The 26267-nt window shown below is 60.3% G+C and carries 25 protein-coding genes and 1 pseudogene; 16 read left to right on the forward strand and 10 right to left on the reverse strand.

Features of this window, described 5'->3' with window-relative positions:
* Positions 1–174 precede the first annotated feature (174 nt).
* Positions 175–343, forward strand: a pseudogene (locus NKH05_RS27075) (integrase); the annotation flags it as partial.
* Positions 344–466: 123 nt separating this feature from the next.
* On the opposite strand, the gene NKH05_RS27080 reads toward NKH05_RS27075, so the two are convergent.
* The 3 genes from NKH05_RS27080 to NKH05_RS27090 all read right to left on the reverse strand — a co-directional run bounded on the left by NKH05_RS27080 (position 467) and on the right by NKH05_RS27090 (position 2683).
* A complete protein-coding gene (locus NKH05_RS27080) occupies positions 467–985 on the reverse strand; it encodes an RES family NAD+ phosphorylase (RefSeq protein ID WP_352590967.1) in 519 nt (172 codons plus the stop codon).
* Positions 982–1371, reverse strand: coding sequence for an antitoxin Xre/MbcA/ParS toxin-binding domain-containing protein (locus tag NKH05_RS27085; protein WP_031195508.1), 390 nt, complete (start codon positions 1369–1371; stop codon positions 982–984). The genes NKH05_RS27080 and NKH05_RS27085 overlap by 4 nt, the downstream gene beginning before the upstream one ends.
* A gap of 415 nt (positions 1372–1786) precedes the next feature.
* A complete protein-coding gene (locus NKH05_RS27090) occupies positions 1787–2683 on the reverse strand; it encodes an aminoglycoside phosphotransferase family protein (RefSeq protein ID WP_352590964.1) in 897 nt (298 codons plus the stop codon).
* A gap of 167 nt (positions 2684–2850) precedes the next feature.
* On the opposite strand from NKH05_RS27090, the gene NKH05_RS27095 reads away from it, so the two are divergent.
* Positions 2851–3030, forward strand: a complete 180-nt coding sequence (locus tag NKH05_RS27095; RefSeq protein WP_023723152.1) for a hypothetical protein — start codon at positions 2851–2853, stop codon at positions 3028–3030.
* A gap of 87 nt (positions 3031–3117) precedes the next feature.
* Here the strand turns inward: NKH05_RS27095 and NKH05_RS27100 are convergent, their stop codons facing one another.
* Together NKH05_RS27100 and NKH05_RS27105 are read right to left on the reverse strand one after the other, a co-directional pair.
* Positions 3118–3684 (reverse strand): type II toxin-antitoxin system VapC family toxin, encoded by a 567-nt coding sequence (locus tag NKH05_RS27100; RefSeq protein WP_352496462.1) that lies wholly within the window; start codon positions 3682–3684, stop codon positions 3118–3120.
* Position 3685: 1 nt separating this feature from the next.
* Complete coding sequence (locus NKH05_RS27105; RefSeq protein WP_352484302.1) at positions 3686–4105, reverse strand: hypothetical protein; 420 nt, start codon at positions 4103–4105, stop codon at positions 3686–3688.
* A gap of 728 nt (positions 4106–4833) precedes the next feature.
* On the opposite strand from NKH05_RS27105, the gene NKH05_RS27110 reads away from it, so the two are divergent.
* Positions 4834–5880: an NAD(P)-dependent alcohol dehydrogenase gene (locus tag NKH05_RS27110; RefSeq protein WP_352590958.1), complete on the forward strand. Its 1047-nt coding sequence runs from the start codon at positions 4834–4836 to the stop codon at positions 5878–5880.
* Positions 5881–6081: 201 nt separating this feature from the next.
* On the opposite strand, the gene NKH05_RS27115 is transcribed toward NKH05_RS27110, so the two are convergent.
* The 5 genes from NKH05_RS27115 to NKH05_RS27135 all read right to left on the reverse strand — a co-directional run bounded on the left by NKH05_RS27115 (position 6082) and on the right by NKH05_RS27135 (position 12323).
* Positions 6082–6495 (reverse strand): hypothetical protein, encoded by a 414-nt coding sequence (locus NKH05_RS27115; RefSeq protein ID WP_352590955.1) that lies wholly within the window; start codon positions 6493–6495, stop codon positions 6082–6084.
* The gene (locus tag NKH05_RS27120) at positions 6458–7843 is read right to left on the reverse strand and encodes an alpha/beta fold hydrolase (protein ID WP_352590952.1); all 1386 of its coding nucleotides are present in this window, start codon (positions 7841–7843) and stop codon (positions 6458–6460) included. The genes NKH05_RS27115 and NKH05_RS27120 overlap by 38 nt, the downstream gene beginning before the upstream one ends.
* A gap of 50 nt (positions 7844–7893) precedes the next feature.
* Positions 7894–8574, reverse strand: a complete 681-nt coding sequence (locus NKH05_RS27125) for a hypothetical protein (RefSeq protein ID WP_352590949.1) — start codon at positions 8572–8574, stop codon at positions 7894–7896.
* A 202-nt stretch (positions 8575–8776) separates the two neighbouring features.
* Positions 8777–10450 (reverse strand): LuxR C-terminal-related transcriptional regulator, encoded by a 1674-nt coding sequence (locus tag NKH05_RS27130; protein ID WP_353012890.1) that lies wholly within the window; start codon positions 10448–10450, stop codon positions 8777–8779.
* An 802-nt stretch (positions 10451–11252) separates the two neighbouring features.
* Positions 11253–12323, reverse strand: coding sequence for an NAD/NADP octopine/nopaline dehydrogenase family protein (locus NKH05_RS27135; protein WP_352484298.1), 1071 nt, complete (start codon positions 12321–12323; stop codon positions 11253–11255).
* Positions 12324–12565: 242 nt separating this feature from the next.
* Here NKH05_RS27135 and NKH05_RS27140 point away from each other — a divergent pair, with 242 nt between their 5' ends.
* From NKH05_RS27140 to NKH05_RS27200, 13 genes are all read left to right on the forward strand, one after another.
* On the forward strand, positions 12566–13537 hold the full coding sequence (locus tag NKH05_RS27140) for a LysR family transcriptional regulator (RefSeq protein ID WP_352590940.1): 972 nt from the start codon (positions 12566–12568) through the stop codon (positions 13535–13537).
* On the forward strand, positions 13534–14988 hold the full coding sequence (locus NKH05_RS27145) for an NAD(P)-binding domain-containing protein (RefSeq protein WP_353026470.1): 1455 nt from the start codon (positions 13534–13536) through the stop codon (positions 14986–14988). The genes NKH05_RS27140 and NKH05_RS27145 overlap by 4 nt, the downstream gene beginning before the upstream one ends.
* 8 nt (positions 14989–14996) lie before the next feature.
* On the forward strand, positions 14997–15467 hold the full coding sequence (locus NKH05_RS27150; protein ID WP_198023648.1) for a CMD domain-containing protein: 471 nt from the start codon (positions 14997–14999) through the stop codon (positions 15465–15467).
* Positions 15464–16027, forward strand: a complete 564-nt coding sequence (locus NKH05_RS27155) for a peroxidase-related enzyme (protein WP_352590934.1) — start codon at positions 15464–15466, stop codon at positions 16025–16027. Before NKH05_RS27150 ends, NKH05_RS27155 begins: the two co-directional genes overlap by 4 nt.
* A 55-nt stretch (positions 16028–16082) precedes the next feature.
* On the forward strand, positions 16083–16823 hold the full coding sequence (locus NKH05_RS27160; protein WP_031212966.1) for an amino acid ABC transporter ATP-binding protein: 741 nt from the start codon (positions 16083–16085) through the stop codon (positions 16821–16823).
* 24 nt (positions 16824–16847) lie between these two features.
* A complete protein-coding gene (locus NKH05_RS27165) occupies positions 16848–17675 on the forward strand; it encodes a transporter substrate-binding domain-containing protein (RefSeq protein WP_352484295.1) in 828 nt (275 codons plus the stop codon).
* Between the two features lie 69 nt (positions 17676–17744).
* A complete protein-coding gene (locus NKH05_RS27170; protein ID WP_352484294.1) occupies positions 17745–18461 on the forward strand; it encodes an amino acid ABC transporter permease in 717 nt (238 codons plus the stop codon).
* Between the two features lie 19 nt (positions 18462–18480).
* A complete protein-coding gene (locus tag NKH05_RS27175; protein WP_352484293.1) occupies positions 18481–19173 on the forward strand; it encodes an amino acid ABC transporter permease in 693 nt (230 codons plus the stop codon).
* A gap of 784 nt (positions 19174–19957) precedes the next feature.
* A complete protein-coding gene (locus tag NKH05_RS27180; RefSeq protein WP_352590931.1) occupies positions 19958–20869 on the forward strand; it encodes a carbohydrate ABC transporter permease in 912 nt (303 codons plus the stop codon).
* The gene (locus NKH05_RS27185) at positions 20869–21768 is read left to right on the forward strand and encodes a carbohydrate ABC transporter permease (RefSeq protein ID WP_352590928.1); all 900 of its coding nucleotides are present in this window, start codon (positions 20869–20871) and stop codon (positions 21766–21768) included. Before NKH05_RS27180 ends, NKH05_RS27185 begins: the two co-directional genes overlap by 1 nt.
* A 47-nt stretch (positions 21769–21815) precedes the next feature.
* Positions 21816–23345, forward strand: coding sequence for an ABC transporter substrate-binding protein (locus tag NKH05_RS27190; RefSeq protein ID WP_352548605.1), 1530 nt, complete (start codon positions 21816–21818; stop codon positions 23343–23345).
* A gap of 65 nt (positions 23346–23410) precedes the next feature.
* Positions 23411–24940 carry a xylulokinase gene (locus NKH05_RS27195; RefSeq protein ID WP_353026473.1) on the forward strand — a complete coding sequence of 510 codons (1530 nt, stop codon included), beginning with the start codon at positions 23411–23413 and terminating at the stop codon, positions 24938–24940.
* A complete protein-coding gene (locus tag NKH05_RS27200) occupies positions 24933–26258 on the forward strand; it encodes an iron-containing alcohol dehydrogenase (protein WP_352590922.1) in 1326 nt (441 codons plus the stop codon). The genes NKH05_RS27195 and NKH05_RS27200 overlap by 8 nt, the downstream gene beginning before the upstream one ends.
* Positions 26259–26267: the final 9 nt, after the last annotated feature.

A 26267-nucleotide genomic window follows, 5' to 3' on the forward strand; every position in this document is an offset into this window, starting at 1 on the left:
GACGATGCAGGGCGTGGGAGCCAGGCCCTCGCGCTAACGCTGGGACAGCGGCCAGCAGGAACACGCGCTGGCGGGGCTGCTAGTTCTAGTTGTCCTATTCGAATCCCGCCTTTGAAGAGAAAAATTCGATCATCGTCATTGCTGCGCCTTGCCCGCTGCTCCTCGACAATGGCCCGCATCGTCAAATTCGCCGGCCACTCGCTGCGCGTTGACCTCGTCGGCCGAGGTCGACGATCGCTATGTGCAAAAACAGCTCGGCCATAACTCCTCGGAGATGACCCGCCGCTATCAGCGCCGCAGAGATCGCTTCCGCATCAACCTGACCAGGGCTTCCGACCTCTAACGAGGCAAAAAACCCCTCCTCTGCCGTTATTCCGCCGCTCAGGTTCGCGCGAACGGCCTCAACCTGAGCGCCAAAAGACTGGTTTTCGGCCATTCGGGCTGCCCCGGAGCCTCCGGGCCTGTTTCATCGCCAGGACAGCTGGTCTTTCGGCAGCCGACCGCTCGGATCGAACACGTTCACTTTGTGCGGAAGATCGGGACCCCAGTCCCATAGCACCAGATTGCGGTCTTCCGTCTCCGCGCCCGGAGCAAAACTCGGCACCAGAATTCCAGCGATGCCTTCAGGCCGCAGCCGGTCATAGATGGACCAGGATGCAGGTCGCTCTCCGTTGCTGAGAGCCGTGGCCCAGGCGCTCCCCATGTCCGCAAGCGTGACAGAACATTCTCCCCTCCCCTGCTCGGTTGTCAGATCAGTGATGTCCTCGCAGTCCACCTCATAAGAGCACAGCACGCAGGGGTCGATGCGATGCGCGAAGCCCTGGTTGGCTTCCTTGACAGCCGTCATGACGGTCAGCGCCAGATATAGCGCGGGCACACCTTTGGGATTGAATCGAGCGCCCCTGATCGCCGCTCCATCACCGGAACTCGGCTTGAATGCCCAACGTGGATCATGCGCCCTGTAGCAGGTTCCGACAAACCTCAAGCAAAGCCACCCAGGGCCATGTGATCGAGGTAGTCGCGAATAGCAGCGGCCTTGCCGTCCTTCACGAGGGCTTCGGCGGTGCGTCCACCGAATGCCGGCAGCGGCTGGGCTCGGTACCAGGCCATGGCCTGTTCCTTGCCTCCCGCCCAATCCGTCACGCGGCTGATGATTTCGAGCATCTCGCGCAGACGCCCCTGCGTCTTTGCCGTGCGGCTGCGCTCCAGCCGATAGAGGGTTTCGCGGGCAAGCCCGGCCGTCTGAGCCAACTGACCCTTGGACATTCCAAAGCTGTCGGCCACCTGGTCAACGGCAATTTTCCCGGCACGGTCCATATAGGACAAAACCAGGGGTTCATTCTGCATGGATTTCTTGAGGGCTTGCCCCATGGAGTTCCTTGTCATATTAGCAGCCGTATTTACTGTGCAAAACATATGGCGCTTTTCGACTGGTTTCAAGCCCCAAGCGCATGGCGTTGTTTGGCGGCTTCTGGACGCGTGCCCCGGGCGACAGCACCCGCCAGATCTCGTTCAGCGGGCATGTCACCTTCGTCGTCCAGGGAATTCGTTTTCGCAAGGACGGCACACACTCGGCAAATTGCACGAAACGCTGACGTTGTCTTTCAAAGACGAAGGCAAGCGGAGGGAGGAGGTTGGTGGCCGATCAAAAGTTTGAGCGATATCCTCGTGATGTGCGCGATTGGCGCCGCGAGCAGTTGGTTCGGTGTCTCGCGACACTCCGGCGCATGGTAGACAAACCCCGTTTAGGAAACGAACGTCCGTCCCGACGGAGGGACTGCGCGATTCAGATGTCCGGATCGTCGAGAATGCGAGAGATCGTGCTGCGCCCCAGCGCACTCATGGCGGGGTTGGTGCGACGGTAATACCAGACGAGACCCATTGCCTGCTGGAATGCCCAAGCAACACCACGCTTCCACCAAAGATCTTCAACCTGAAGGCCGCACCGAAAGGTCGCTCTTCGCTCGCGGTCTAGAAGATGCCACGCGACTACCAAATCTAGCGACGGGTCGGCTGGTCCGAAACTGCCGCCATCAAGCACTCCGACAAGACGCCCGCCCTGCACGAGAAGGTTTGCTGGGATAAGGTCCCTATGAGTCATCACGACAGGCCCAGCGGATGGCAACTCCCGGAAGCGAGTCCACAAATCGCGCAGTCGAGCCACATCAAGAAGGCCCTCGCTCTTTTCAAAGCAAACACTCATCCAATCGTCATGATCGGAGAGATGTCCACCACGTCCTTGCCCGTCGAAGCGTCGGCCCCGTGTGTCCGCTTGGCGCAACGATGCCACGAGGTGTACAAGGTCTAGGGCGAACGTCGTCGATCCACTTAGCCCGTGCGGCGTGGCAACCTCGCCTTCGATCCAAGTTTGTAACGCCCATGGCATTGGGTAGTGAGGACCTGGCTCGCCGAGCCCAATCGGTTGAGGCGTCGGAAATAAGCAATGTTCCCCAATCTCGACCATGGCAGCGGCCTCTGACCGAAGCATATTGGCGCATTCGGTCGGATTCATCGCCCTCAGTGGGAACCGCGCCGTGCTCTTCGAGCCAATGCGGAAGATGACATTGACGGTTCCCGACGATCTAACTGAGGTGATGTCTTCATGACGATACTGGGGAAACTGGTCGCGGATCATCTGGCGGGCGATATCGATGTCGATATCCACCTGGTCGTCATGCATCATGAGTTCTCGTTCTGCCGAGCTCGAATATGCGCAGCACCCGAGGCATTCCACACTCTTGTCCTACCTCCACCGATGCCATCAAAATCTTCCTTGCGGCGCTTCGCTTGGCATAGATGCCGACGCCCAGAAATTTTCGCCACGATACCTCAGCCCGCCGATCGCGGTCTATGAGCATCAAGCAGAGGTCCCCCTATTCCCAGGGAGTAAACCGTGGCGACGCGCAGATCGCCGGCGGCCTCGGCAGCATGATGGATGCGTCGATGTCGGGCCACGTCGGCAATGTCGACAATCGCGAGCGCGATGGTGAGTGTCTTTGCTTCAGCACGCCGCGAATGACCGGACGGTAGATCCCAGATCAGGAACCGATTGATAGGGTTCTTGTGCTCCGGGACGCTAAGCAGAGCTTGCAAATGATGGTGTCCCGGGCGTGACGATCAGGCTTGCCGGTAAAACAGCGCCCGTCCGGTCGGAATTAGCTGAAGAAGATAATCGAAGTCGCTGATGTTCGCTGTGAGTACCGTGAACCCTAGCTTCTGCGCCTGCAGGAACAAGACACAATCCTGAAGCGCGCGGAGGCGAGCATCTTTCTGGTAGCCCTGAAGGCGGCACATGATGCCGGACAGCAGCGCAGCTTTTCCAAGCACGTCCGTATCCGGTGCGAAGACACGATGCGGGTGCATGCCGCGAACGGTAGCGCCAATCTGTTTGATTGCAGTCTTTGTACCGGGATGCTTGGGGTCCAGCACGCCGACGGTGTGCATGAGTTTCTGGATGGCAACCGTCGAATGATTACTCAGTCTGAGATCGAGCAGATCGGCGACAACATCCGGGGCGTGGCTCTGCAAACCATCAATGTAGACACAGGTATCGAGCATCAGCTCTTGCCCCGCCTCGGCAGTATCACCGAGGAACGGAAGGTCGTCGTCCTTGCGGCGAGACAGCCTTTCCTGAGGATCGAATCGTGCCCAGCGGACAGAACTGGCAAAATCAAAGTCAGTCAACTCAGAACCCGAGCTTAAGCGTCGGATCGACGGTGCCTCTCGTCTTTCTGAACGTCTGTCCGAAATTGTCGTCGAGGGCGACATTGGCGAGGGCGAATTCGATCAAGTCGGTGTCAGTCTTGATCCCGGTCTGCTTCTTGGCTTTTTCGATCAGCGCCGGACTGATACGACCACCGATCCGCGTGCTCTTCTCACCCAGCAGACCAGAACGTTCCGCCGCCTTCATGACGGCCTCAACACGGGTTCTGCTGACCGCGACAGACTTGCCGGTCTTTGTTGCCCGACCAGTCTTCGGAAGTGGCTCGCCGGCCTTCCTCGTCATTTCGATTATATCGGCCATACCGGCGCGCTTCTGAATGGCAAATCTCCCTTGCCGTTCCGCGCCACCACCCGTGTGTTTCTTCCTCGCTGCCTTCGCCATGACGCAGCCTCCAATGTCTGACATTTCACGATTTCGTCCAACATAACATGATTGAGACAATTTTCAAGGAGCCACCGAAATTCGGCGACGGCTGGCGGTCTCGGAAGCCCGGCAGGGCGAACGCCTGGATGCGATGCTTCTCGCCGACGCCGTGCGGCGCGCCTATGCGAGCGCGGCCACAGTCGGTTCCTCAGCGAGCGCGCCGCTGCCCTCTATGAGGGAAACGGCTTCGTGCGGCTGCCGGACTCCCTCCGGCTGGTCCTACCGATGCACGCAATCCAGCAACTGGTGGAGCCATGATCGACGCAGCACCTACATCGCCTAACGTCAGGCGCTCTGTCGCTCGGGCGGCCAAAGCCGGGCGACAATGCCGCAAAATCGCGTCACCGCATCCCTTGTTGCGCCGCTTCGCCAAAACAGAACCGAAGAATGGGCGACTTTTGTGTGCACCGAGCGTGCACGTCGCCCTCTAAACACTGGGTTCCTGTCCTGTTGCCAACCCATCACTGGATACCTCAGAGCACGCTGGATGATCCAAACGCTAATTCCGCAGCGTCATGGTCGGCCTTCAAAGCCCTTGGCCGGGAAGTTGGTACGCATAGTCGGAATCAAGCAACACCCTTCCGAACTGGATTTTGAAGCCGCGGATAAGCGGCTATGATGAGCGTGCCGAATGCAAGTAAGGTCGAGGAGGCCTCGAACAATCGGCATTAGAGGAGATTACGTCGATGACGAACGTTCGCGCCCTTGTCCTTGAACGCCAGCACGAACTCAAGCTGCGCGACATCGACTTGCCGCAGACGGTTGGCCCAGGCGAAGTGCGCATCAAGATCCATACGGTGGGCATCTGCGGTTCCGACGTGCATTACTACACGCATGGCCGCATCGGCCCGTTCGTGGTCGAGGCGCCGATGGTCTTGGGTCACGAAGCCGCTGGCACCGTCGTCGAAACAGGCGAAGGCGTCGAGCATCTGAAGGTCGGCGACCGCGTCTGTATGGAGCCGGGCATCCCCGACCCGAATTCGCGAGCGAGCCGGCTCGGCCTCTACAACATCGACCCGGCTGTCAGATTCTGGGCAACGCCGCCGATCCACGGCGTGTTGACACCCTATGTCGTTCACCCCGCCAACTACACTTTTAAACTGCCCGATAATGTCAGCTTCGCCGAAGGCGCCATGGTGGAGCCTTTCGCTGTCGGGTTGCAGGCGGCTGCCAAAGCAAAGATCGCGCCGGGCGACACGGCGGTGGTGATTGGCGCAGGGCCGATCGGCACGATGGTGGCGATCGCTGCGCTCGCCGGCGGCTGTGCCCGCGCCATTGTTGCAGATCTCGCCCAACCCAAGCTCGACATCGCCGGCGGCTATCAAGGTGTGATCCCGGTCAACATCCGCGACAAGGGCCTGGCGGCGGAGGTAAAGCGCCTGACCGACGGCTGGGGCGCCGACGTCGTCTTCGAATGCTCGGGCTCGTCCAAGGCATGGGAGACCCTGCTCGATCTGCCGCGGCCCGGTGGCGCGGCGGTGGTGGTCGGCCTGCCCGTGGCGCCTGTGGCGCTCGACATTGCCACGGCCTCGACCAAGGAAGTCCGTATCGAGACCGTTTTCCGCTATGCCCACCAATATGAGCGGGCAATCGCGCTGATGGGGTCGGGCCGGGTCGACCTGAAGCCACTCATTTCGGCGACCTTCCCCTTCGAAGATTCCATCACCGCCTTCGACCGCGCAGTGGAAGCCCGGCCGGCGGACGTAAAGCTTCAGATCCGATTGCCGGATTAAGGGGACGCTGTTTTCTACAGAGCGGCTGGTTCGCCAACCCATATGTCTCGTATCATCTCGTATGGTCCGGCGAACCCTAGGATAAAACCCAGAAACGACTTCGTCGCACCTTGCGCTCCTCCAGGCCCCGGGGCAGGAGTTCGAATCTGTTCGGGCGCGCCACCTTCTCGGCCACCATCCTCCGGTCCATCGCCCGCGCGGTCATTTGGTCCCGATGCCAATATTGACGGGGTTTCTCAGAATGGCCGAAGCGTCATCGCCGGCCCGTTCGCGCACCATGCGATCGAGCGTCTGGCGAATGACCGCGCGCTCGCCTTCGCTCAACGCGAGGCTGCCAAGCACTTCCTCGACAATCGGATTGCTCCATACGATCCAATCCCATAGCTCAGCACCTGACTTGAACGCCGTGCTCTCGGTGATCATCTCGACATTGACGCCGTTCAGTCCAGCCTTTGCCAGTTCGCGGGCAAGCCGCTCCGGATCGCTGAGCTGAAACGGCAGTGGCGGCGGATCCATTGGCGGACCATTAAACTCCGGGCGTACCGATTGAACGGCCCCAACCAAGAAAGTGAGGAAGTCAATTCGATGCGGGTCGCCATAGGCAATGACCAGCACCCGCCCTCCAGGTTTGACAACCCGCGTCATCTCCCGAATGCATCGGCATGTCGGGAAAGAGCATGACCCCAAACTGAGATCCCGCCACGTCGAAGCTGTCGTCGACAAAGGCAAGCGCATGCCCGTCCATTACGCGGGCGTCAATTTCCAGGCTTTCGCGGCTGGCGCGCTCTCGCAGCAGGCGGAGCATGACGGGCGACTGGTCGACGGCGACTACCTCGGCACCGATCCGAGCTGCCGGGATACTGAGCGCGCCGCTGCCGGATGCAATGTCAAGAAGGCACATACCTGGGCGGAGCCCTGCCCTGGCCAGACTCTCATTGCCAAGCCACATCTGTGTTTCGGTATTCGTCCGATCGTAACCCGAGGCAATTCGGTCCCAAGCCTCACGTGTGTCCGGCAGCGCCTGAGGAGTCGCGGATCCGGCTGCGGCAAGCGCAGCCCGCAGCACCTTTACAAATTCGGCAGGCTGCTCGATCGGCGGATCATCGGCGGCGCCGTCGATAATGTGGAGCGGCCACCCATATCGGACGCTCGCCGCTTCCGCTACAGGCAATGGGGTGGCAAGATCGTGCCGCCCCCAGATCAGGAAGGTCGGGATTCTGATGCGCGCTAGTTCCTCTGATGGGATTGCGGGAAATCCGAACTGCTCCATCAGACCTTGCTGGGTCGGCTTCAACGCCGGCGCCTGCGCGCGATCGAGATTGTAGGCTCGCAGCCGCTCCCAGTTCTCGCCCATATGATCACGCACCGTGTCGAGGTCGAAGGCGCATTGCTGCCAGAGGCGGTCATGGCTTTCCGGACTTGGCTCCGTGATGAACGCGGCGAGGGCCGCACCGAATTCAGGCGCCGGCTGAAACGGCGCAAGGCCGAGCGCGTCCGACAGCACCAAGCAGCGGAGCTGGCTACCGTGCTTGGCGGCAAAGCGAGCAGCAATTGCGGCGCCGAGAATTTGGCCGACAAGAATGGGCGGTGTTGGGCAGGTGCGTTCGATGAGTTCGCCAAGCCACGCGAGAACACGATCGGGATGAATCGGACCCTCGACGGTCCCCGACGTGCCGTGGCCCGGCAGATCGGGCGCGATTACGTGATGCGTTCTCACAAGCTCCGGAAGAATTCTCAGCCACTTTGCTGCATGTTCTCCTGGGCCATGCAACAGCACGATCGGTGATCCCGCGCCCCCGTCCAGTAGCACGGTCGAGATGCCGGCCAATTCGAGCCGCCGTTCGGCGATCGACAGCCCGGTGAGCAGGCGCTTGCGCGCAGCTTCTCCGGATATGCGGTTCGATTCAATTGCCGCCGGGGTGGCGGTGTAGTCTTCAACGTGAGTCATCATGGCCTCCCTCATGTTGATAGGGCGATTTCGTCTTGCACATGCCGCCTGGCCTCTTGGGTTGCTCACGTGCTAGAGCGCGAGCTGCGAGCGGTTGACACGCTGATCTCGGTTCGCGCGAGCCCCAATCCGAACCACAACGTCCAAAGGGCCATCACGAAAGACGACGCAACCCAGACGAGGCTGCCCAGCCAGATGCCGAACCACATGCCCAACGGCCAGCCGGCAAAGGCAGCAAGCCCAGCCACAACTCCGACCAGTGACGCCCAGGTCGGCGTTATCTGTTGCCGGCTCAGCGCCTCATTGCCGGCGATCACGACAACCGCCAGACACAGGAACATGAATCCGTTGGCCTTGCCTTCGGCGAACGCCCACCAGGCCGTGAAGCGCGCCATATCGTTGGCGGCGGCGGCATCGGCGACGGTGGTGGCCTCGGCCACGGCGGTGGTCATCGTCCAGAGGGCGCCGACCGGCACCACCGCCCAGGCGGACAGGGTCCACCAGTGTTCGGTCAGGCGAGAGCCCGCGGTCAACACGATCAGGCTCGCGACGACGAACAGCGACAGTGCTGCCGCGGCGGCCCAATGCACGACCACCCACAGGGTGACGTTGTTGGCGATGATGTGCATTTGAAGGGCGAGGTCGGGATGAATCGGCCCGTGACCGACCAGGACGAAACCTAAGAGTACAGAAGCAATCGCAAGCCAGGCGCCCGCCACCCGCATCCCGGTATCGGTACGTGACATCACTTCCTCCTTTCATTGTGGCCGGATGTTTGCAGCTCGATCACCGAGTCCGTCCTGCAGTCTGCAGGCGAGTTGCGCCGAGGCGCCGCGCATCCATAGCCGACAGGTGCAAGCTTAGGCCGGAAGGGAAGGCGGCGCTTCGGGCGAACTACCCAATCGGCGCCGACGATGCATGGGTGATTCCACCCATTGCCGGGCACGCTCAGACTAGGCGGTGCTCGTAGGCCCAAGCGGTGGCGGCGGTGCGAGTGGGGACGTCGAGCTTGTTGAAGATATTGCTTGCGTGCCTGTCCACTGTCTTTCCGCTCAAATGCAGTTCGTTGGCGATTTCCTTGTTGGTTTTGCCAGAAGCGATCAGGCGGAGGACTTGCAACTCGCGGGCAGAGAGACCGCTGGCTTCCTCCGACCGCATGTCAAGCAGAGCATCGATGCGAGAAACCTCGGGCGCGGCACCAAGCTGCTGAAATACTGTCCGTGCTGCCTGCAGCTCCAGTGTCGCGCCGTCTTCGTCACCGAGGGCGCGGCATGCCAGGCCCATGATGACCCGTACGCGCGCTGCTTCGTATGGCGCGTCGACTTGCTGCCACTCCTCTATTGCCCGGCGCAGACAAATCGCCGCGGCCTGCGCTTCGCCTTCTGCCAGTTCCACCGCTCCCCGCGCGTGGGCGGCAAGGGCGCGCAACGGTTCGGTCCCGTAGCTTTCTGCAACGTCCGCCAGTTCGTGGCAGGCACGCCGTGCTTCCTCGATGTCGTCAGCCGCCAGCATGATCTCGACGTGAGCTGGCAGCAGCCGAATGCGCTTCACTTGGTCGGTCGTCGCGGCCATGACGCGCCGGATTGCGGCCACAGCCGCATCGATGTGCCTTTCGGCCAACCGCAACAGGGCAAGGCCCGGCTGCGGTTCGAAGCCATATTGGCTTGCACTCCGATATGCCTGTTCGGCCGCTTCAAAGTCTCCACGGAGGCGGTGTACTTCCGCCAACTGGTACCACGCCCCAGCCGTATCTTTTCGATTATTTGACTGCGTCAAACGCTCCACGGCATGCTGCGCTTCGTCGATTGCGTCCTGCCATGCGCCGCTGAGCCGTTTAATTTCAGCGCGATGCATCAGGCAGGTGCCGCTAAAACTGATCAGCTGGGGCTGTTCCGAGCACCATCGCCCCAGAGCGGAAGTCCATTCGCGTGCGCGACCCAGAGCATGGACTTGCTGACACGCTTCGATCACGCTGCAGTAGATCAGGCCGGTAAGCAGCGGCGACAATTCGCCGGCCGTGACCGAAACCATCGCCTCATCGAGAAGCGCGAAACCTTCTGTGGTCCGCCGCTGACGTAACAGAACACGGCCCTGCAGGTGCCGCGCACAGGCAACGAGATCCGCGTCCGCAAAGCGCTCGCCAATCTCGACTGCGCCGCTGGCCGCAGCGTAGGCTGCCTCAAGGTTGCCCGCAGCAAGATTCTGTTCGACGTGGGGCAGCATCAGGTAACCCTGTTCGACACAATCATGTGGCTCGCGTTCGAGCAGTCGATGGGCCCGTCCAAACCAGCCGGTCGCCGGAGCCATCTCCCCACGAAAGACAAGACGCAGGCCCAGCCAGAAGGCGCAGCGGGCGGCGCGATGGTATTCGCCAGCGTCGAGATATGCATGATGGGTTCGCTCCAAGGCCCGCAGGTACTCCTCGTCGCGCCCAGTCAAATAGGCCGACATCGCCAGCCGTTCGAGATCATCCACAGCAAGCGGAGCCGTCTCATCGGCGTGCGAGAGGAACCTATAGGCGTCGCCCCACGCCCTTTCTTCGTAAGCCTCACGACCGAGAGCGAGCTGATCCGTCTCTTCCAGGGAGCCGCTGTTGCATTGCTGTCGATCTGAGCTGCCCATCCCATTGGCTCCGCAGACGAACAGAAATCCTAGCCATCAATGGCTACTTTCCGAGGCGGAGTATAGCATGCTCGAAAATGAATGAACGGAATGCACTTAAGCGCTCCGAATGAGAGCGTTCCGGACGACAGCAAACGGGTCGGATCGCGACGCTCGTCGCACAAGATGCAAATGTCGTCTCATGACGCGACCAAGCCGTCCGACGACCTGCCGCGCAACGGGCCGACCTTATCCTCCCTCCTGACCTTACCATCTGCGGCCGGTGATCTGGCGCGATCTCATGCAGCAAGTGCTCGCTATGTTATCGGAGTAGGCTAGGCGCAACCAAAAGCTGCTACTTGCGAAACCTCGACGAGTGGTAGACCACCATCTCCTCACCCGCCTCTTCCGATTGTCAGTAGCCCACAACAAGTCAATGAAATCAAAAGCGATGCGTGCAGGTTCGCCATCTTGGACTTGGCTAACCGAGGGCACAAATAACCTCTAACACGTTGATAAATAACGACAATGGTGGGCCCGGAGCGACGTGGTCTTTTCAACAAAAACAACTACTTAGCGGGTGGTTAGCCCAACCATATCCTTCGTATGTTCTCGCATTTGGTGGCGAAACTAGTGACGACAACTCCGAATGAGGACCGGCTCAACAACAATGGAGAGAGGCCTAAGTCCGGCGGCTCAGTGTCAGAGGCGCGGACGAAACGTTCCAAGGAATGCCGAAACCATGTCCTGCTCGCCGGCGCATTGCCGGCTTATCGGGTATATTGGCTATGCTGACTTCCACTGTTTCCATTGTGAAGAGTTGTTAGAATCCCTTACGGCAAAGGTTTTCAAGATCGGCTTTTGCCATTCCCTCGATGCCGACCGCAGGAAGAATATCATTATCTGCCTTGAGATCGCGACCACAAGCTGCCGATAATATCGAAACTCCGGACTCGTGGAGTATCGCCGGTTTCCCCGTTAGCTTCCCCAGTAGTACGGTCGGCAGCAGTCCGAACGGAACATCCTCTAGAATATAGCGGCTTTCGATGGTTGTTGGGCCAAAGCCGCCACGGCCTTGGCGCTCCATCTCCTGGTTCATCTCCGAAACGGTTCCCATCGGAACATGGAACGACAGTGAAAAATGCTCTCTGACGGTGCGAACGGCGATGCTGAAATGGGCCGCGATGGCCAGCCGTTCGGCATCCAGAGCCTCGATAAGACGGCCGACGGCGGGAGTGACGTTTCCCCCCTGGCTCCATTGCTCGGCCTTCTCCATGCGTGTCAGGTTAAGAAGCGCAATACCTAGATGGTTTTGCGGGTTGAGGTTGCTGAGCGCGATCGCAAGCATCCCGTCGCGCTGGACGAAACGATCGCCGAACAAGGTCGTGCAAAGTTCGTGTCCTTGATCCTGGTAACTGAAAGGCAGCGTCGCCACGTCAAGCTTCTGGCGAATGGTGGTGACATGGACTTCGGTTGGTCCGAGCTGGCGGCCAGTCAATAGTGTTGTGCCCCAAACGACGATCGGCAACGAGACCTTGCGTTCGGCCAACCGCTTGGAGAGATAAAGCGCCGAGAACGAACAATGCGAACTGATGATGACCGGGATTCCATCAATCAGATGGGGGGCGGCGGCATCCATCACCATCTTGTGGCCGTAGGCCGGAAGCGCAATCACCACCACGTCCGCGTTGGCGACGGCATCCGTGCAATCCTTGGCAATGCGCACCGGCACCGTCGCGTCTATATCCCCTGTGGCTTTCAATAATTCACCCGCAGCCAACGCCCTGGTGCGCTGTCCCGACGGTGACCAAAGCGTTGGCGAATGTCCCGATCCTGCCAAATACGCGGCAAGGCCATAAGCAATTGCTCCGGCGCCCAGAATACTCACGCGCATAATATTCCTCCTGTTGCTGGCTTTGTGGTTCGAGAATCCTTGCCGTCGTCACACATGAAAGTTTTCATCAGGAGGTTCCGCAAGCCGGAGTCGCGTCTGCCGTCCTCGTCCGCCTCCGCCAGGGATTCCGGCTCTGAAGCCGGCCAAATGCACAAAGCCGCAACGAACATTAGTTTCCGCTTGACACATATCAAAAACGAATGAGACGATGTCAATCATACGGAATATGCATGTAGGCGAAGATGGAAACTCGAGATCTTCAGACCTTCCTTGCGGTTGCTGCCAGCGGCAGCATTACCAAGGCGGCTGATATGCTCGGGCGTTCCCAGCCCGCAGTGACACGCACCATTCAGGATCTCGAGGCCGAGCTTGGCTTCCAATTGCTGCACCGGGTCGGTCGACGGGTGCAGCTGTCTGAAGAAGGTGTCGCCTTCGAGGAAGAAGCGCGGCGACTGCTGATGTCCTTCACCGAACTCGCAGCGCGGGCCAAAATGATCGCCGCCGGCAGGGGGCGGATCCTGCAGATCGTCACTACCTCTGCGATCGGTACTGGCTTGATCCCGACGGCAATGGCTGAGCTCAAAGGTGTCGAGCTTCCGCACGAGACGCATCTCGGGCAGTTTCTTCCCTCGATCGTCGCCCAGGAAGTGCGCAGCGGACGTGCCGAGATCGGGTTTTCAAGCCTGCCGCTCGATACGCCCGGTTTGGATGTCCTGCGGCTCTATTCGGCACCTGATGTTGCTGCCGTGCGGGAGGACGATCCGCTGGCTGAACTTGATGTCATACCGCTTTCGGCTTTTGCCGGTCGCCGCGTCGCGACGTTGCTCAATCCGCTGCGTTTTCAGTTGCATGTCGCCAAGGCACTGGCGGCCCGGGGCATCGACACCGGACCAGTGATCCGGACCAACACTGCCTACGGCGCGTTGCAGATCGTGCGCCATACTGGTGTCGCAGCCGTCATCGATCCGCTCACGGCCTACGGCGTGGCCCTGCCTGGGGTCGTCATTCGCCCGATCGACGTAACCGTTCTCTTTTATTGGGGCGTTGTGGCTGCCGAAAAACGTCCCCTTCGCCCAGTCGCGCAGGCGCTGATGGATGCGGTCGAAGCGGTGGCTGAACGGTCGATCGCCGGTTTCAGGAAACTCGATCCAGCTTTGGCCGGCCAATTGGTCACCGATCCCGCCTCGGGCACAAATAACGGAACTGGAATATGAAGCATACTCCCACCCCGGCAGCATCGACGGGCCTTGCCGCGTTGGAAGCCCAACTCGCGCAGGATCTCGACGTGCTTGAGTTGCCCGCCAAGCCTTGGGTCCCCACACGCATGCAGGAGGGCGCCCCGGTCCGTGATGTCGTTGTCATTGGCGCTGGCATGTGCGGACTTGCCGCCACAGCAAAGCTGGTGCTGACCGGGATTACCAACGTCGTCGCCTATGATGCGGCGCCTGCCGGGCTCGAAGGACCGTGGGTAACGTTTGCCCGCATGCAAACACTCCGGTCACCGAAGACCCTCAACGGTCCGTCGCTCGGCCTGCCGCAGTTGACGTTCCGCGCCTGGTTCACGGCACAGTGGGGCGTCGAAGCCTGGCAGTCGCTGGACAAGATCCCCAGGGGCCAGTGGATGGATTACCTGGTCTGGTATCGCAAGGTCCTTGCTCTGCCAGTGCGCAATAGCGTGCGCATGACCGGCCTCGCACCCGTTGGAAATCTGATTGCGATCGATATCGAGGGCGCGGAAACCGGCCGGGTTCTCACTCGTCATCTCGTTCTGGCCACTGGTCGGTCCGGCCTGGGCGGTTTTGCCGTGCCCGATTTCCTTAAGGGTATCGATCGCGCCTATTGGGCCCATTCTGCCGACGACATCGATTTCGGTGCGCTGAAAGGTAAGCGTGTCGCGGTCATCGGCGCTGGTGCCTCGTCCATGGACAATGCAGCAACGGCGCTCGAGGCTGGCGCCGGCTCGGTGGACATGTTGATCCGCCGCAAGGAAATGCCACGCATCAACAAGCTGACCGGCATCGGCAGCCAGGGCGTTGTACACGGCATCTATCACCTACCCGATGACTGGAAGTGGAAGTTTTTCGACTACACCGCCTCGACCCAAACACCGCCGCCGCGTTCATCGACCCTTCGCGTGTCTCGTCATGCGAATGCTCGGTTCTTTCTGGACTGTGGCATAGTCGCGGTAAAGCAAGATGCCGAAGGCCTTCTGGTCGAAACCACACAAGGGCCGATGCGCTACGATTTCATGATCGCGGCAACCGGCTTTTCCAACGACTTCAGCGACCGCCCGGAATTTGCAGCACTCGCCCCATACATCCGCACCTGGTCGGATGGTCGATATTCGCCGGATATGGGGCCGGCTCGTACAGGCATGTCGGAGGCGCCAGATCTCGGTCCCGCCTTCGAATTTCGCGAACGCGTTCCCGGCTCCTGCTCGATGCTAGCACATATCCACTGCTTCAACGACGCCGCCATGCTGACCCACGGCAAGGTCTCCGGCGATATCCCGGCCGTCAGTGCCGGCGCCGACCGTCTGGTCCGCGGCATTGCCGCGTCGCTGTTTGCCGAAGATGTCGAAACCCACTTCGCCAATCTGATCGCCTACGACACGCCCGAGCTTCTGGGCGACGAATGGGTCGATTCAACAGAGGCCGCGCTGTGATCGACGCAATGGACAAGGCCGCCGGTATTTCGCCGAACGATGCACTTTTCGCTGCGCGGCGGTTTCGGCCCGAATTTGTGCAAGGGGCGGAGGAATGTCGCCTCTCCGTCCTGCAGCCGGCAAACGATCAGGGGCTGGCGCCGAATTTGAGGGTTGCTCTGGCCCGTCGCATGGCCGCTCTGAATGCCGATCCCGTCCTGATGGCCGAATATGATGTGCAACTGGCCCAACTTGGTCCGACAGAGCAGCTCAGAGCATTGGCTCGGGGCGAAACGGATCTCGATGAGCCATTGGCGACCATCGCCCGTCACGTCGACCTGATCACGCTGATGCCGAAAAAGGCGGAAGCGAGCCATATCGCCCTCCTCGCCAAGGCCGGATTGAACAATCCTCAAATCGTCGCGCTCTCCGAACTGATTGCCTTTGTGAACTTCCAGACACGGGTGGCGGCCGGCTTGCGCCTGATGAGGTCGATATGATTTCCTCGGTTCGCCTGAAGCCATTGAATTGGCACCCGTACATCGCGCCGGTCGAGCTCTCCGGGGCGACGCCGGAACAGCTTGAAGCGATGAAGGTTACGCCATCGGCCAAGAAAGTTTCGGAATATGTGCGCACCCTTGTGCATGACCCAGAGAGCTATCTTGCCCGCACGATTCTGTTCAACGCGATCATGTATGTCGAAGGCGGGCTTGCCCGTCCCGACCGCGAACTTGGCGCATTGGGTGCCTCGATCGTCAATGGCTGCAAATTCTGCGCCGTTGTTCACGCCCGCCGCCATGCAGAGCTGACCAAGAGCGATGATGTGGTCACCGCGCTTTATCTCGACAAACCCGAGGCGCTCGGGCCGCGCGATGCGGCAATCTACAGCTTTGCCCGCCGTCTGTCGGCGGCGCCGTCGGAAGCAACGGTAGACGACATCGCCTCGCTGCGTGCCGTCGGCATGAATGATGCCGAGATCATCGACCTTGTCCACGCCATAGCGATCTTCGGCTGGGCAAACAGGCTGATGCACGTTCTCGGCCACGCGGAGAGCGGATGATGACGTCGCATACGGTCAAAGCAGTCCGTCCCCCACTCTGAAGGACCAACCAGAAATGCTTGAACTCAAAGATGTAAAGCTGTCTTACGGAAGCACGCAGGTCCTGAACGGCGTCAATCTCTCGGTAAAGCGGGGTGACGTGGTGTCGATCATCGGCCCCAGCGGCACCGGCAAGACCACGCTGCTGAAATGCATCAACTACCTGGCCAAGCCGTCGTCAGGAACCATCGCGTTCGACCAGATTCGGATGGACTACCAGCGCGCCGACAAGACCGCTGTCCAGGCGATCCGGCTTCGCACAGCGATGGTCTTTCAGCAGTTCAATGTCTTCAAGAACATGACCGTCCTCCAGAACGTGATGGATCCGCTGGTCGTCGTGCAGCGCAAGTCAACGGACGAGGCGCGTGAAATCGCGCTGCGAGAGCTTGACCGGGTCGGTCTCTCAGCGAAGCGGGACAGCTATCCGTCCCAGCTGTCGGGCGGCCAGCTCCAGCGCACCGGCATCGCGCGTGCGCTGGCGGTTCGTCCCAACGTGATGCTCTTCGATGAGCCTACGTCATCGCTGGATCCTGAACTCGTCGGTGAAGTTCTGAAGGTGATCAAGGATGTCACGTCGTCAGGGATCACTTCGCTGCTCGTGACCCACGAGATGCAATTCGCAAAGAACATCTCGAACCGGATCGTCTTCATGGATCGTGGCGTGGTTGCCGCCGATGGCAGTCCAGCTGAGATCTTCGATGCACCATCCAGCCCACGACTTGCTCAATTCCTGCAGTCAGAACTCGCTTTTCAATAGCTCAACAAGAAGGGAACCTAAGAAATGTCTGCAATCACATCCAGTTTTTCCCGTCGCGCTGCCCTGGCTGTTGCCGGCGGCATCGCAATTGCTCTTGCAACCGCGGGGATCAGCAATGGTCAGACCGTTCGCACGATCAAGATCGCGACGTCTGCCGAATCCAAGCCGCTGGCATGGGGTGCGATCGGCGTAGAGCCGCAAGGCTATGAACCCGATCTTCTGAGAGCGATCAACGCAAAGCTGCCGCAGTATAAGTTCGAAATGGAAGGTGTTTCGGATATCGCGCAGGAAACCGGCCTCGCCACGGGCAAGTACGACATCGCCGTCGGTGGCTACTACAAATCCCCTGAGCGCGCCAAGCAGTTCTTCATTCCGGAAAACCCCATGGGCGCCAGCCTGATGAAGATCTACAGCAAAAAAGGCAGCGGCATCAAGGAAATGAAGGACCTGGTCGGCAAGAGGATCGTTCCGACCACGGCCGGCGGCGGCACCTACAAGTTCATCATGAACTGGCAAAAAGAAAATCCACAATACAAGCTTGATGTTACGGCATCGAGCGCCGGTATTCCCTATCCCAACCGACTGGACGAAGTTCAGAACGGCAAATTCGACGCGCTTGTTCTGCCTTCGAATCTCGGTGAGCAGACCGTCATCGAGGAAAAGAAGCTCGATATCGTGGCGTCCGATCCGGTCTTCAGCAACAACACCTACATGCTGATTCATAGGTCGGACGAAAACAAGGTTTTAGCCGACGATGTGAACAAGGTTCTCAAGGAATTAAAAGACGATGGCACGATCGAAAAGCTCTCGCAGAAATGGTTCGGCGAGGACATCGTCAAATACATGAAGTAACAGGACCTTTTCCCAACCATGTAGCGATAGCCAGCGGTAAGGCTGAATTGCAAGAAGGAGCGTTTCAAAGTGGATGTTTCTGCTATGATTCCCGAGTTGGTCTCGGCGTTGCCGCTGACTCTCGCCATCACCGTTACGGCCATGGTCGTCGGCTTTTGCTTGGCTCTCGTCGCGACAACACTCCGAGTTCAGAGGATACCGGTGATCAGTCACCTGACTGACCTCTACGTGTCCTATGCCCGGAGTGTTCCCGTCGTCCTGCAGTTATTCGTCGCGTTCTACGGGCTGCCCTTGTTGGTGATCCTGTTCGGCGCCGAGGATTTTATTTCTGCAACGATCGCTGCGATGGTGGGGCTGAGCCTCTATCATGGAGGGTATCTGTCGGAAGTCATGCGACCTGCATACCTGGCCGTCGATCGCGGCCAGCATGATGCGGCCGACAGTCTGGGATATACCTTCCGACAGAAGATCACCCGCGTAGTCGGCCCGCAAGCGGTGCACTTCGCATTGCCGGGCTATGGAAACGCCATCATCTACCTGATCCATAACGTTGCGCTGGTCATGTACATCGGGGCAGCGGATGTGATGGCGACCGCGCACTTGATCATGGAGCGCGACTATAACCAGTACCAGTTCGAAACGTACCTCGTGCTGGCGGTTATCTATTCGCTGATGTGCCTCGTCGCGTGGCTCATCGTGCGCTTCTTCGAGCTTCGCTCGCCAATGCAAGCGCCAGAGGCGACGACAACAGCTCAGCTCAAGAACGCGGCCGTCGCGAGCGTGTGACGTAAGGGGTAATCCGACCATGTTTGATACCGATATTCTGCTCCAGGACTCGCAGGAAATTCTGGGCGCCGTACCCGTGACGCTCGGCATGGCTTTCACGATTTTCATCCTGTCCACGATCGTCGGCAGCCTTTTTGCGCTCGTCGAACATAGGCGGATCCCCGTGCTGCGACAGCTCATCATGGCCTATAAGGTCGTCTTCAAAGGCGTTCCGATGGTGATCGTGATTTTCCTCGCCTATTTCGGTCTGCCCCCGGCATTCCAGTTCCTGCTCTCGTTGCTCGCGATCAACTTCAACGCCCACGAAACGCCCAACTGGGTAATCCTTGTCATTGCAGTCACCGGCTGCGTTGCGGCGTTCCAAGCGGAAATCATCAAAGGAGCCCTGAACGCCTTCGACACCGGTCAGTCGGACGCCGCCCATTCGCTCGGCTATACAAGCGGCCAACTGTTCCGACGGATCCTATTTCCCCAGGTGGCCCTCACCGCAATTCCCGACCTGACAACCTCGATGATGGTCATCATGAAGGCGCTTTCCCTCGGGTTCGCCATCGAGGTTGTCGATATCTTCGCCCAGTCCCAATTGACCGCCGCGCTGAACTACTACTACCTAGAAGCCTTCGTGATTGCCGTCGTGATCTACATGGTGATTGCCTATATCGTCACCCAGATTGCCGACAGGCTGGAGCAGGCGCTGAGGGTGCGGACGTGATAAGGATGCGGGATAGAATCGCCAAGCTTCGGATATCGAGCCGCACCTGGGAGACAATTCTTTCGGAGATGAAAAGCTTGAGGAGAAACCCGAGTAGCCGATGTATGTACAGATGATTTTGGTGCGATTTGATTGACCGCATTGTTTGCGCTGCTGGCTGGCTTCATGCCGACTGGAGCCACTGATCGCCCCGACGCAACGTTGCGCATGTACCGACGATAGCGGCAACCCGTAGGAAGATCAGCTTCTCCTCAACTGAAACGCGCGTCGATTCCGTTTATGTCTCCCATTTGCGCAGCAAATCGACCGGCGGTCCTCGGAAGCCCACCATAAATCAACAATATCAATGCGCTACTCGAAGGTTCGCCAGCTACGGACTTGGCTAACTGAGCCAAAATATAGCGCTAAACCATTGATAAATAACGACAATGATGGGCCTGGAGGAGTTCCAAAAACCCCGGGCTGTCCTCCCGATCTCCTCGATGATTCTGTAGCTTTCCTTGGGCTGCTAAAGTTGGCGGCGGCCCTGAGCGCTTTCGATGCTGCTACACGGCATTTACTGCCGCGTTCCCTTCAAAAACAACTCCATGCCCGGCCATGACCGCATCCTCGGGGACCACGAGCAAATCCCTTGAGCGCTGATGGAACCGACACTTGACAAATTGGCGGTCGTCCGACACGTTCTTAACAAAAGGCACAACAAACTTACAAAAGTTCAAGTTGGCACAATCTGGCCGATAGGGAGAAGGCCGATGCATCTCGGTCACCGAGCGGAGACTTGCGCGTGAGCAGCGCAGCCCTCACGCGGCCGACCTCCAGGTGGGCGCTACCCCGGTTCATGACGGCCGAGCATCCTTTCCCCTGGCTCGCGCCGATCACGGTGATGCTTCTCGTTTTCGGCATCTATCCCCTCGCCTATTCGGTCTGGCTATCGTTTCACAAACGCAATGTCGTCTCCCGGCAGCTTGACTTCGCCGGGCTCCACCAGTGGACGCGCGCCTTCTCGGATGCGCGTATGTGGTATTCGCTGGAAACCACGCTGATCTACACCTTCGTCGCGCTTGCGGTTCAGCTTGCGCTCGGCATCCTCATCGCGCTTCTGCTTGACACCGATCGCAAAGGTTACGGGGTGCTGCGGGCGCTGATGACACTGCCGCTGGTGGTGCCGCCTGCGGTGACCGGAATGATGTTCCTGCTGATGCAGGACGGCTCTTTCGGCGTCCTGTCGTTCTACCTCTATGCCGTCGACCTGATCTCGCCGGCGCAGCCGATCCTGACGCAGCCCGGAACCGCATTGGCGGCGATCCTGCTGGCAGACATATGGCAATGGACGCCGTTCATGGTGCTCATCATCCTGGCAGGGCTCAGGGCGCTGCCGAAGGAACCTTTCGAAGCCGCGGCGATCGACGGCGCCAGCGGCATCCAGACGTTCTTGCGGCTCACATTGCCGATGCTGCGCAAGGTGATAGCGGTCGCGGTGCTGATCCGCGGCGTCGATCTCTTTCGCATCTACGACTACGTCTACATCATCACCGCCGGCGGGCCTGGCACGGCCACCGAGACGCTTTCATTCTACGCTGGCCGTATCTACTTCACCGGAGACTTTCCCTATGCGGCGACCCTGTCGCTGATCGTGCTCGTCGTCTTGATCGTCGTGTCGAACCTGTTCGTCAGGCTGTTCAAGGTGAGGTTCTGATGGAACCGTCGCGCGCCCAAACCATCGCCCGTGACGTGCTCGCCGTCCTGGTGGTGGCGATTTTCATGTTCCCGATCGCGTGGTGGGCGCTGTCGTCCATCAAACCCTATTCGGCGATCTTCGACCGCAGCGGACCGGTCTACGTCGATTTCACGCCGACGCCGGACAATTACCGTGTGACCTTGCTTGGCGTTTCGCGCGTCGACATCGGCATGGAACAGGGCGGCGAGGCGGCCGGGGTCATCAAGGGTGGCGCCAGCTCCTACGATTCCCGCCAGTCGCTGCTCGACAGCGCCGTCATAGCCGTCGGATCGACGGCGCTGACGCTGCTGCTGGCCACTCTGGCCGCCTATTGCCTGTCGCGAATGCAGTTCAGCGGCCAGCAGTCCTTCCTGTTCTGGATTCTCTCGCAGCGCTTCATGCCGCCAATCGCGATCGTCATTCCGATCGTTTTCATGTTCCGGGATCTCGGCTTGCGCGATACCTATACGGGGCTCATCCTTGTTCACAGTTTGATCAACCTGCCGCTGGCGGTTTTGCTTTTGAAGTCGTTCTTCGACGATGTTCCGCGCGAGGTTGATGAAGCGGCGCTGATTGACGGCGCGACGCGCTGGCAGACGTTCCGACGCGTGGTCCTTCCCATGGTCAAGGGCGGCATCGCTGCGACGGCCGTGCTGTGTTTCATTTTTTCGTGGACCGAGTTCCTGCTCTCACTGTTCCTGACAACGTCGATCCGCACTGTGCCGGTGAAGATCTCGACCTTTGTCACCTCGACCGCGACCGAGTGGGGCTACATCACAGCGCTCGGCACGTCCGCGATCATACCCAGCTTCATCTTTATCCTGCTGGTTCAACGGCATCTGGTCCGCGGCCTCACCCTCGGGTCCCTGAAGGAGTGAGGCGCAGACGAGAACAACGACGACAAAACCGCAACGGAGGAACGATCATGAGCTTCAGTGAACACGACAAGAAGACATTCGTCACCGATACCTGCAATGACTTTACGGCGCGCCGAATAACCAAACGCGACTTCATGAGGAAGATGGCGCTCGCAGGTGTCGGCTTTTCTGCCTTCGGATCGGCTATGCTAGGTGGTGGCCGCACCAATCGGGGGATGCTGGGCCTCGGGGTTGAAGAAGCCCGCGCCCAGGACGCCGATATGCTGAAGTGGCTGGCCGACGTCGGCAAACCATACGCCGGCACCAAAATCCGCTACACTTCGGAAGCGACGCCGCCAACGATCGTGGCCAACCAGCTTGTCGCGGGTGAATTCACCAAGGCAACCGGCATTGAGGTGGAAGTCGAGATCGTGCCGCTGGAGCAGGTTCTCGCCAAAGCTACGCAAGACGTACAGGGCCAGCTGGGCACCTACGACGTCTACTATCTCGACCAGTCCTGGATGGCGACATTTGCACAAGATGTCGTCGATCCGCGCGAATATTATGACCAGAACAAAGAACTGGCGATGCCCAACTTCGACTGGGACGATTTCTCCAAGCCGCTGGTCGACGGCATTGCCATGTACAACGGCAAACAGTGCGGAATTCCATTCGATATTCCGATCTTCATCCTGATGTACCGCAAGGATCTTTTCGATAAACACAATATCGCGCTGCCGACAGACCTCGACGCCTATCTCAAGGCCGTGCAGGCGCTCACAGAGGCAGAAAAAAGCAACGGCATCTTCGGCACAGCGTGCCAGGCGAAGTCCGGCCACTATTCGCTGGAATGCGACTGGACCTTCGCATTGTGGGGCCATGGCGGTTCGATCTTCAACAAGGACAAGAAGTTTGTCGGCAATGACGAGCGCGGCGTGGCCGGACTGCAATTCTATCAGGAGCTGGTCAAAAACTCGCCGCCCTCGGCGACGACTTGGACCTGGGACGGTCAGGGACAGGCGTTGACACAGGGTCAGGCCGCCATGGCAATCACCTGGGGCGAAGATTTCCCCGGCTTCGACGCCAACGATTCCAAGGTCAAAGGCCTGTTCGAGGCCCTGCCCGCGCCCAAGGAGGTTCCTGGCCGCCGCGCCGCCGCCGATTGCGGCTTCAACGAAATCCCGGCCGTCGGCCACCAAGGTGGCTCGACGATCTCGCTGTCGCAATATTCCAAGAACAAGGAAGCAGCATGGCTGTTCATGCAGTGGGTCTGCTCGAAGGATGTGATGGCGCGGGTATCGACGCTCGGCGGCGGCGCCTCGCCGATGCGCAATTCCTCTTTTACAGATCCTCGGGTCAAGGCGAAGGCCGTTGTCGGGCCCGGAACGACACGCCATTTCGAGGCGATCAAATACACTATCGACAACCAGATGGGATCGGAGCCGGACATGCCGATCTGGGCGGATCTGTCGAACAACGACATCCCGGTTGAACTCGGCAAATTGCTTACGGGCCAGGACTATGGCGGCGATGCCAAGGCATGCCTGGATGCCATTGCCGGCATTGTCGACGGCAAAGTCAAGGATGCCGGTCTTTAGCGGCTAGTCGGTGATTTGGGCGAAGGCGGCTTCGGCCGCCCTCGCCGTTTGGCAATGTGGCGGCAATGGTTCCGGATCTCGTCATCGGCATCGATTCCTCGACCTCGGCAACCAAGGCGATCGCCTGGGACCGCAGTGGTCTGGCCGTGGCTGAAGGTCGTGCACCGCTTGCAATGTCCAACCCGCGTTCGGGCTATTTCGAGCAGGATCCGGCCGAATGGTGGGCCTCGACGGTCACGGCGCTTCGTTCTGTCGCGGCAACAGTTTCGCCCGCACGCATTGCCGCCCTTGCGATTGCCAACCAACGCGAGAGCTTCGGCCTTTTCGACGAGCAGGGCCAAGCCGTCGGGCCGGCAACGCTCTGGCTCGATGAGCGCGCCCGGCGGAAAGCACGCCGCTTCGGCGAGAGCTTCGGCGCGGCACGCGTCCACGCAATATCCGGCAAGCCGCTGGACGTCATTCCTTGCCTTTACCGCATGATCTGGTTTCGCGAGGAAGAGCCCGAGATTTTTGCCCGCGTGGAGCGAATGGCCGAAGTCCACGGTTATCTGGTCTTTCGCTTGAGCGGCCGGTGGGTGACGTCCACCGCATCCGCCGACCCGATGGGCATACTCGATATGCGAGCTATGGACTGGTCGAACGAAATACTCGCCGCAGCGGGCATCGCCCGGCGCATGATGCCGGACCTGGCAAGGCCCGGCACCGTTCTGGGCCAACTGACTTCGGAAGCGGCCATTTCGACCGGCCTGCGCGAGGGCACGCCGATCGTCGCCGGCGGCGGCGACGGTCAATGCGCCGGAACGGGCGCTGGTGTGTTGCAGCCGCGATGCGCTTACATCAACCTCGGCACGGCGGTCGTCTCCGGCAGCTTCGGCACGGACTACGTCCACGACCAGGCCTTCCGCACCGAGACGGCGGTCGCCGATGACGGCTATATCTATGAGACGTGCCTTCGCGCCGGCACTTTTCTCGTCGACTGGATGGCGCGCGAAATGCTTGGCGTCGATCTGCATGGCGCAAGCGATGCTCTGGAGGCGCTCGAGGCCGAAGCCGCTGCGAGCCCGATCGGCGCAGGCGGCATAATGCTCCTGCCCTACTGGCAGGGCGTCATGGACCCGCACTGGGATAGCGCGGCCCGTGGTGTGATTGCCGGGCTATCCGGCTCCAGCCGCCGCGGCGACATCTATCGCGCCGTGCTGGAAGGCATAGCGCTGCATCAGGCCGCGACAAGTCAGCGGGCCGCTGCGGCTGCCGCCCAGACCATCGACCAGTTCATAGCCATCGGTGGAGGAGCGAAGTCCGACCTGTGGATGCAAATTCTGGCGGATGCACTCGATCGTCCCATAAAGCGTTCGACGACGGTGGAAGCCTCCTCGCTTGGCGCGGCGATGGCGGCGGCAAAGGGCGTGGGCTGGTTTTCCACCATCGCCGAAGCGTCCTTGGCAATGGCCAGCGAGCCGGCCAAAACCTTCGAACCGGACACGAGACGGGCCGAGCTCTACGCCGAACTTCTTGCGATCCATGCCGATCTTTGGCCAACGCTTTCAGCCTGGAACCAGCGCCTCGCGGCCTTCATGGGGACCGATCATGGCTGAAACGACCAACTGGAACGCGTTGATCGAGGACGTTGTCGCGGGACGCTGGACAGATCCCAAGACCGGCGCGGCCACGATCCTGCCGTTCCAGACGATCGAATTGCTGGAGACGACGGAGGGCCGCGAGGCGGATCTCGTTGCGCCCCTGGCGCTAGGCAGCCGCATCGCAGTTGTGTCCGATATCAACACCGTCGATGTGATGGGCCGGCGCGTCGCGAAGGCGCTGCGTGCCATCGCCAACATCGACGAAATCGTGCTGCCTGACGGACTCGACTGCGATGAGGCAACGATCCAGATGGTCAGAGAGAAGACGCGTCATGCCGACGGGGTCGTCGCCGTCGGGTCCGGCGTCCTCAACGACAGCTGCAAGCATGCAACCTTCCTCGACGAGCGGCCCTATGCCGTCTTCGGCACGGCCGCCTCGATGAATGGCTACGGCGCCTCGACAGCATCGGTGACCTTGGCCTCCGGGCTCAAGATCTCGCTGCCCTCGCACGCGCCGCGGGGCATCTTCCTGGACCTTGGCGTGTCGGCTGCAGCACCCGCCTGGCTCAGCGCCGCCGGGCTTGGCGACAGCCTCTGTCGTCCCACCGCCCAGATCGATTGGTGGGCTTCGCATCGGCTGTTCGACACCTACTATTCTGCCGTGCCCTACCTGCTGCAGGCGGGCGATGAGGAGCCGATGCTGGCCAATGCGCCTGGCCTTGCCAGGCACGACATCACCGCCGTCGGGCATCTCCAGCGCGTCCTAACGCTGTGCTCGATGGGTGTGTGCTTCGCCGGCGTTTCCCATCCTGGATCCATGGGAGAGCACCAGATTTCCCATTGGGTCGACATGTTCGCGCAAGACCATCATCCCGGCACCACGCACGGTCAGCAGGTGGGGGTTGCGTCGATGGTCATGGCGCGTCTGCAAGCGCGGCTGCTCGACATGGACGAACCGCCGCAGGTGAAGCCGACCGCCATCGACGAGGCGGCGATGCTGGCCCGCTATGGCGCGCAGCTCGGACCACTTTGCATTGCCGAGATGAGGAAGACGGCTCTCGACGTCCGCCAGACGGAAATCTTCAACCGCAGGCTTGCGGAAATCTGGCCGGCGCTGCGCCAGGAGGTTCGGCCGATGGCGATGCCGGTCGCCCGCATGGAGGCAGCACTCAAGGCTGCGGGGGGGCCGGTCACCGGCGCGGAACTAGGCCTGCCGCGCGCGCTTTGGCACGATGCCATTCGCTATTCGCGGGAAATCCGTGGCCGATGGTCCTTTGTCAATCTGGCCGCCGATGCAGGGCTGCTGGAGGAGTTTCTGGAGAGCGAATGGTGAGACCGCATC

This window comes from Mesorhizobium sp. M1399, from assembly GCF_040317735.1.
GTDB lineage: Bacteria > Pseudomonadota > Alphaproteobacteria > Rhizobiales > Rhizobiaceae > Mesorhizobium.

Coding starts and splice junctions, on each gene's coding strand:
- NKH05_RS27085 (WP_031195508.1), bottom strand. CDS start 1,371: ATGGGGCAAGCCCTCAAGAAATCCATGCAGAATGAACCCCTGGTTTTG.
- NKH05_RS27090 (WP_352590964.1), bottom strand. CDS start 2,683: ATGATGCATGACGACCAGGTGGATATCGACATCGATATCGCCCGCCAG.
- NKH05_RS27095 (WP_023723152.1), top strand. CDS start 2,851: ATGAGCATCAAGCAGAGGTCCCCCTATTCCCAGGGAGTAAACCGTGGC.
- NKH05_RS27105 (WP_352484302.1), bottom strand. CDS start 4,105: ATGGCGAAGGCAGCGAGGAAGAAACACACGGGTGGTGGCGCGGAACGG.
- NKH05_RS27110 (WP_352590958.1), top strand. CDS start 4,834: ATGACGAACGTTCGCGCCCTTGTCCTTGAACGCCAGCACGAACTCAAG.
- NKH05_RS27120 (WP_352590952.1), bottom strand. CDS start 7,843: ATGAGGGAGGCCATGATGACTCACGTTGAAGACTACACCGCCACCCCG.
- NKH05_RS27125 (WP_352590949.1), bottom strand. CDS start 8,574: ATGTCACGTACCGATACCGGGATGCGGGTGGCGGGCGCCTGGCTTGCG.
- NKH05_RS27130 (WP_353012890.1), bottom strand. CDS start 10,450: ATGGGCAGCTCAGATCGACAGCAATGCAACAGCGGCTCCCTGGAAGAG.
- NKH05_RS27135 (WP_352484298.1), bottom strand. CDS start 12,323: ATGCGCGTGAGTATTCTGGGCGCCGGAGCAATTGCTTATGGCCTTGCC.
- NKH05_RS27140 (WP_352590940.1), top strand. CDS start 12,566: ATGGAAACTCGAGATCTTCAGACCTTCCTTGCGGTTGCTGCCAGCGGC.
- NKH05_RS27145 (WP_353026470.1), top strand. CDS start 13,534: ATGAAGCATACTCCCACCCCGGCAGCATCGACGGGCCTTGCCGCGTTG.
- NKH05_RS27150 (WP_198023648.1), top strand. CDS start 14,997: ATGGACAAGGCCGCCGGTATTTCGCCGAACGATGCACTTTTCGCTGCG.
- NKH05_RS27155 (WP_352590934.1), top strand. CDS start 15,464: ATGATTTCCTCGGTTCGCCTGAAGCCATTGAATTGGCACCCGTACATC.
- NKH05_RS27160 (WP_031212966.1), top strand. CDS start 16,083: ATGCTTGAACTCAAAGATGTAAAGCTGTCTTACGGAAGCACGCAGGTC.
- NKH05_RS27165 (WP_352484295.1), top strand. CDS start 16,848: ATGTCTGCAATCACATCCAGTTTTTCCCGTCGCGCTGCCCTGGCTGTT.
- NKH05_RS27175 (WP_352484293.1), top strand. CDS start 18,481: ATGTTTGATACCGATATTCTGCTCCAGGACTCGCAGGAAATTCTGGGC.
- NKH05_RS27185 (WP_352590928.1), top strand. CDS start 20,869: ATGGAACCGTCGCGCGCCCAAACCATCGCCCGTGACGTGCTCGCCGTC.
- NKH05_RS27190 (WP_352548605.1), top strand. CDS start 21,816: ATGAGCTTCAGTGAACACGACAAGAAGACATTCGTCACCGATACCTGC.
- NKH05_RS27195 (WP_353026473.1), top strand. CDS start 23,411: ATGGTTCCGGATCTCGTCATCGGCATCGATTCCTCGACCTCGGCAACC.
- NKH05_RS27200 (WP_352590922.1), top strand. CDS start 24,933: ATGGCTGAAACGACCAACTGGAACGCGTTGATCGAGGACGTTGTCGCG.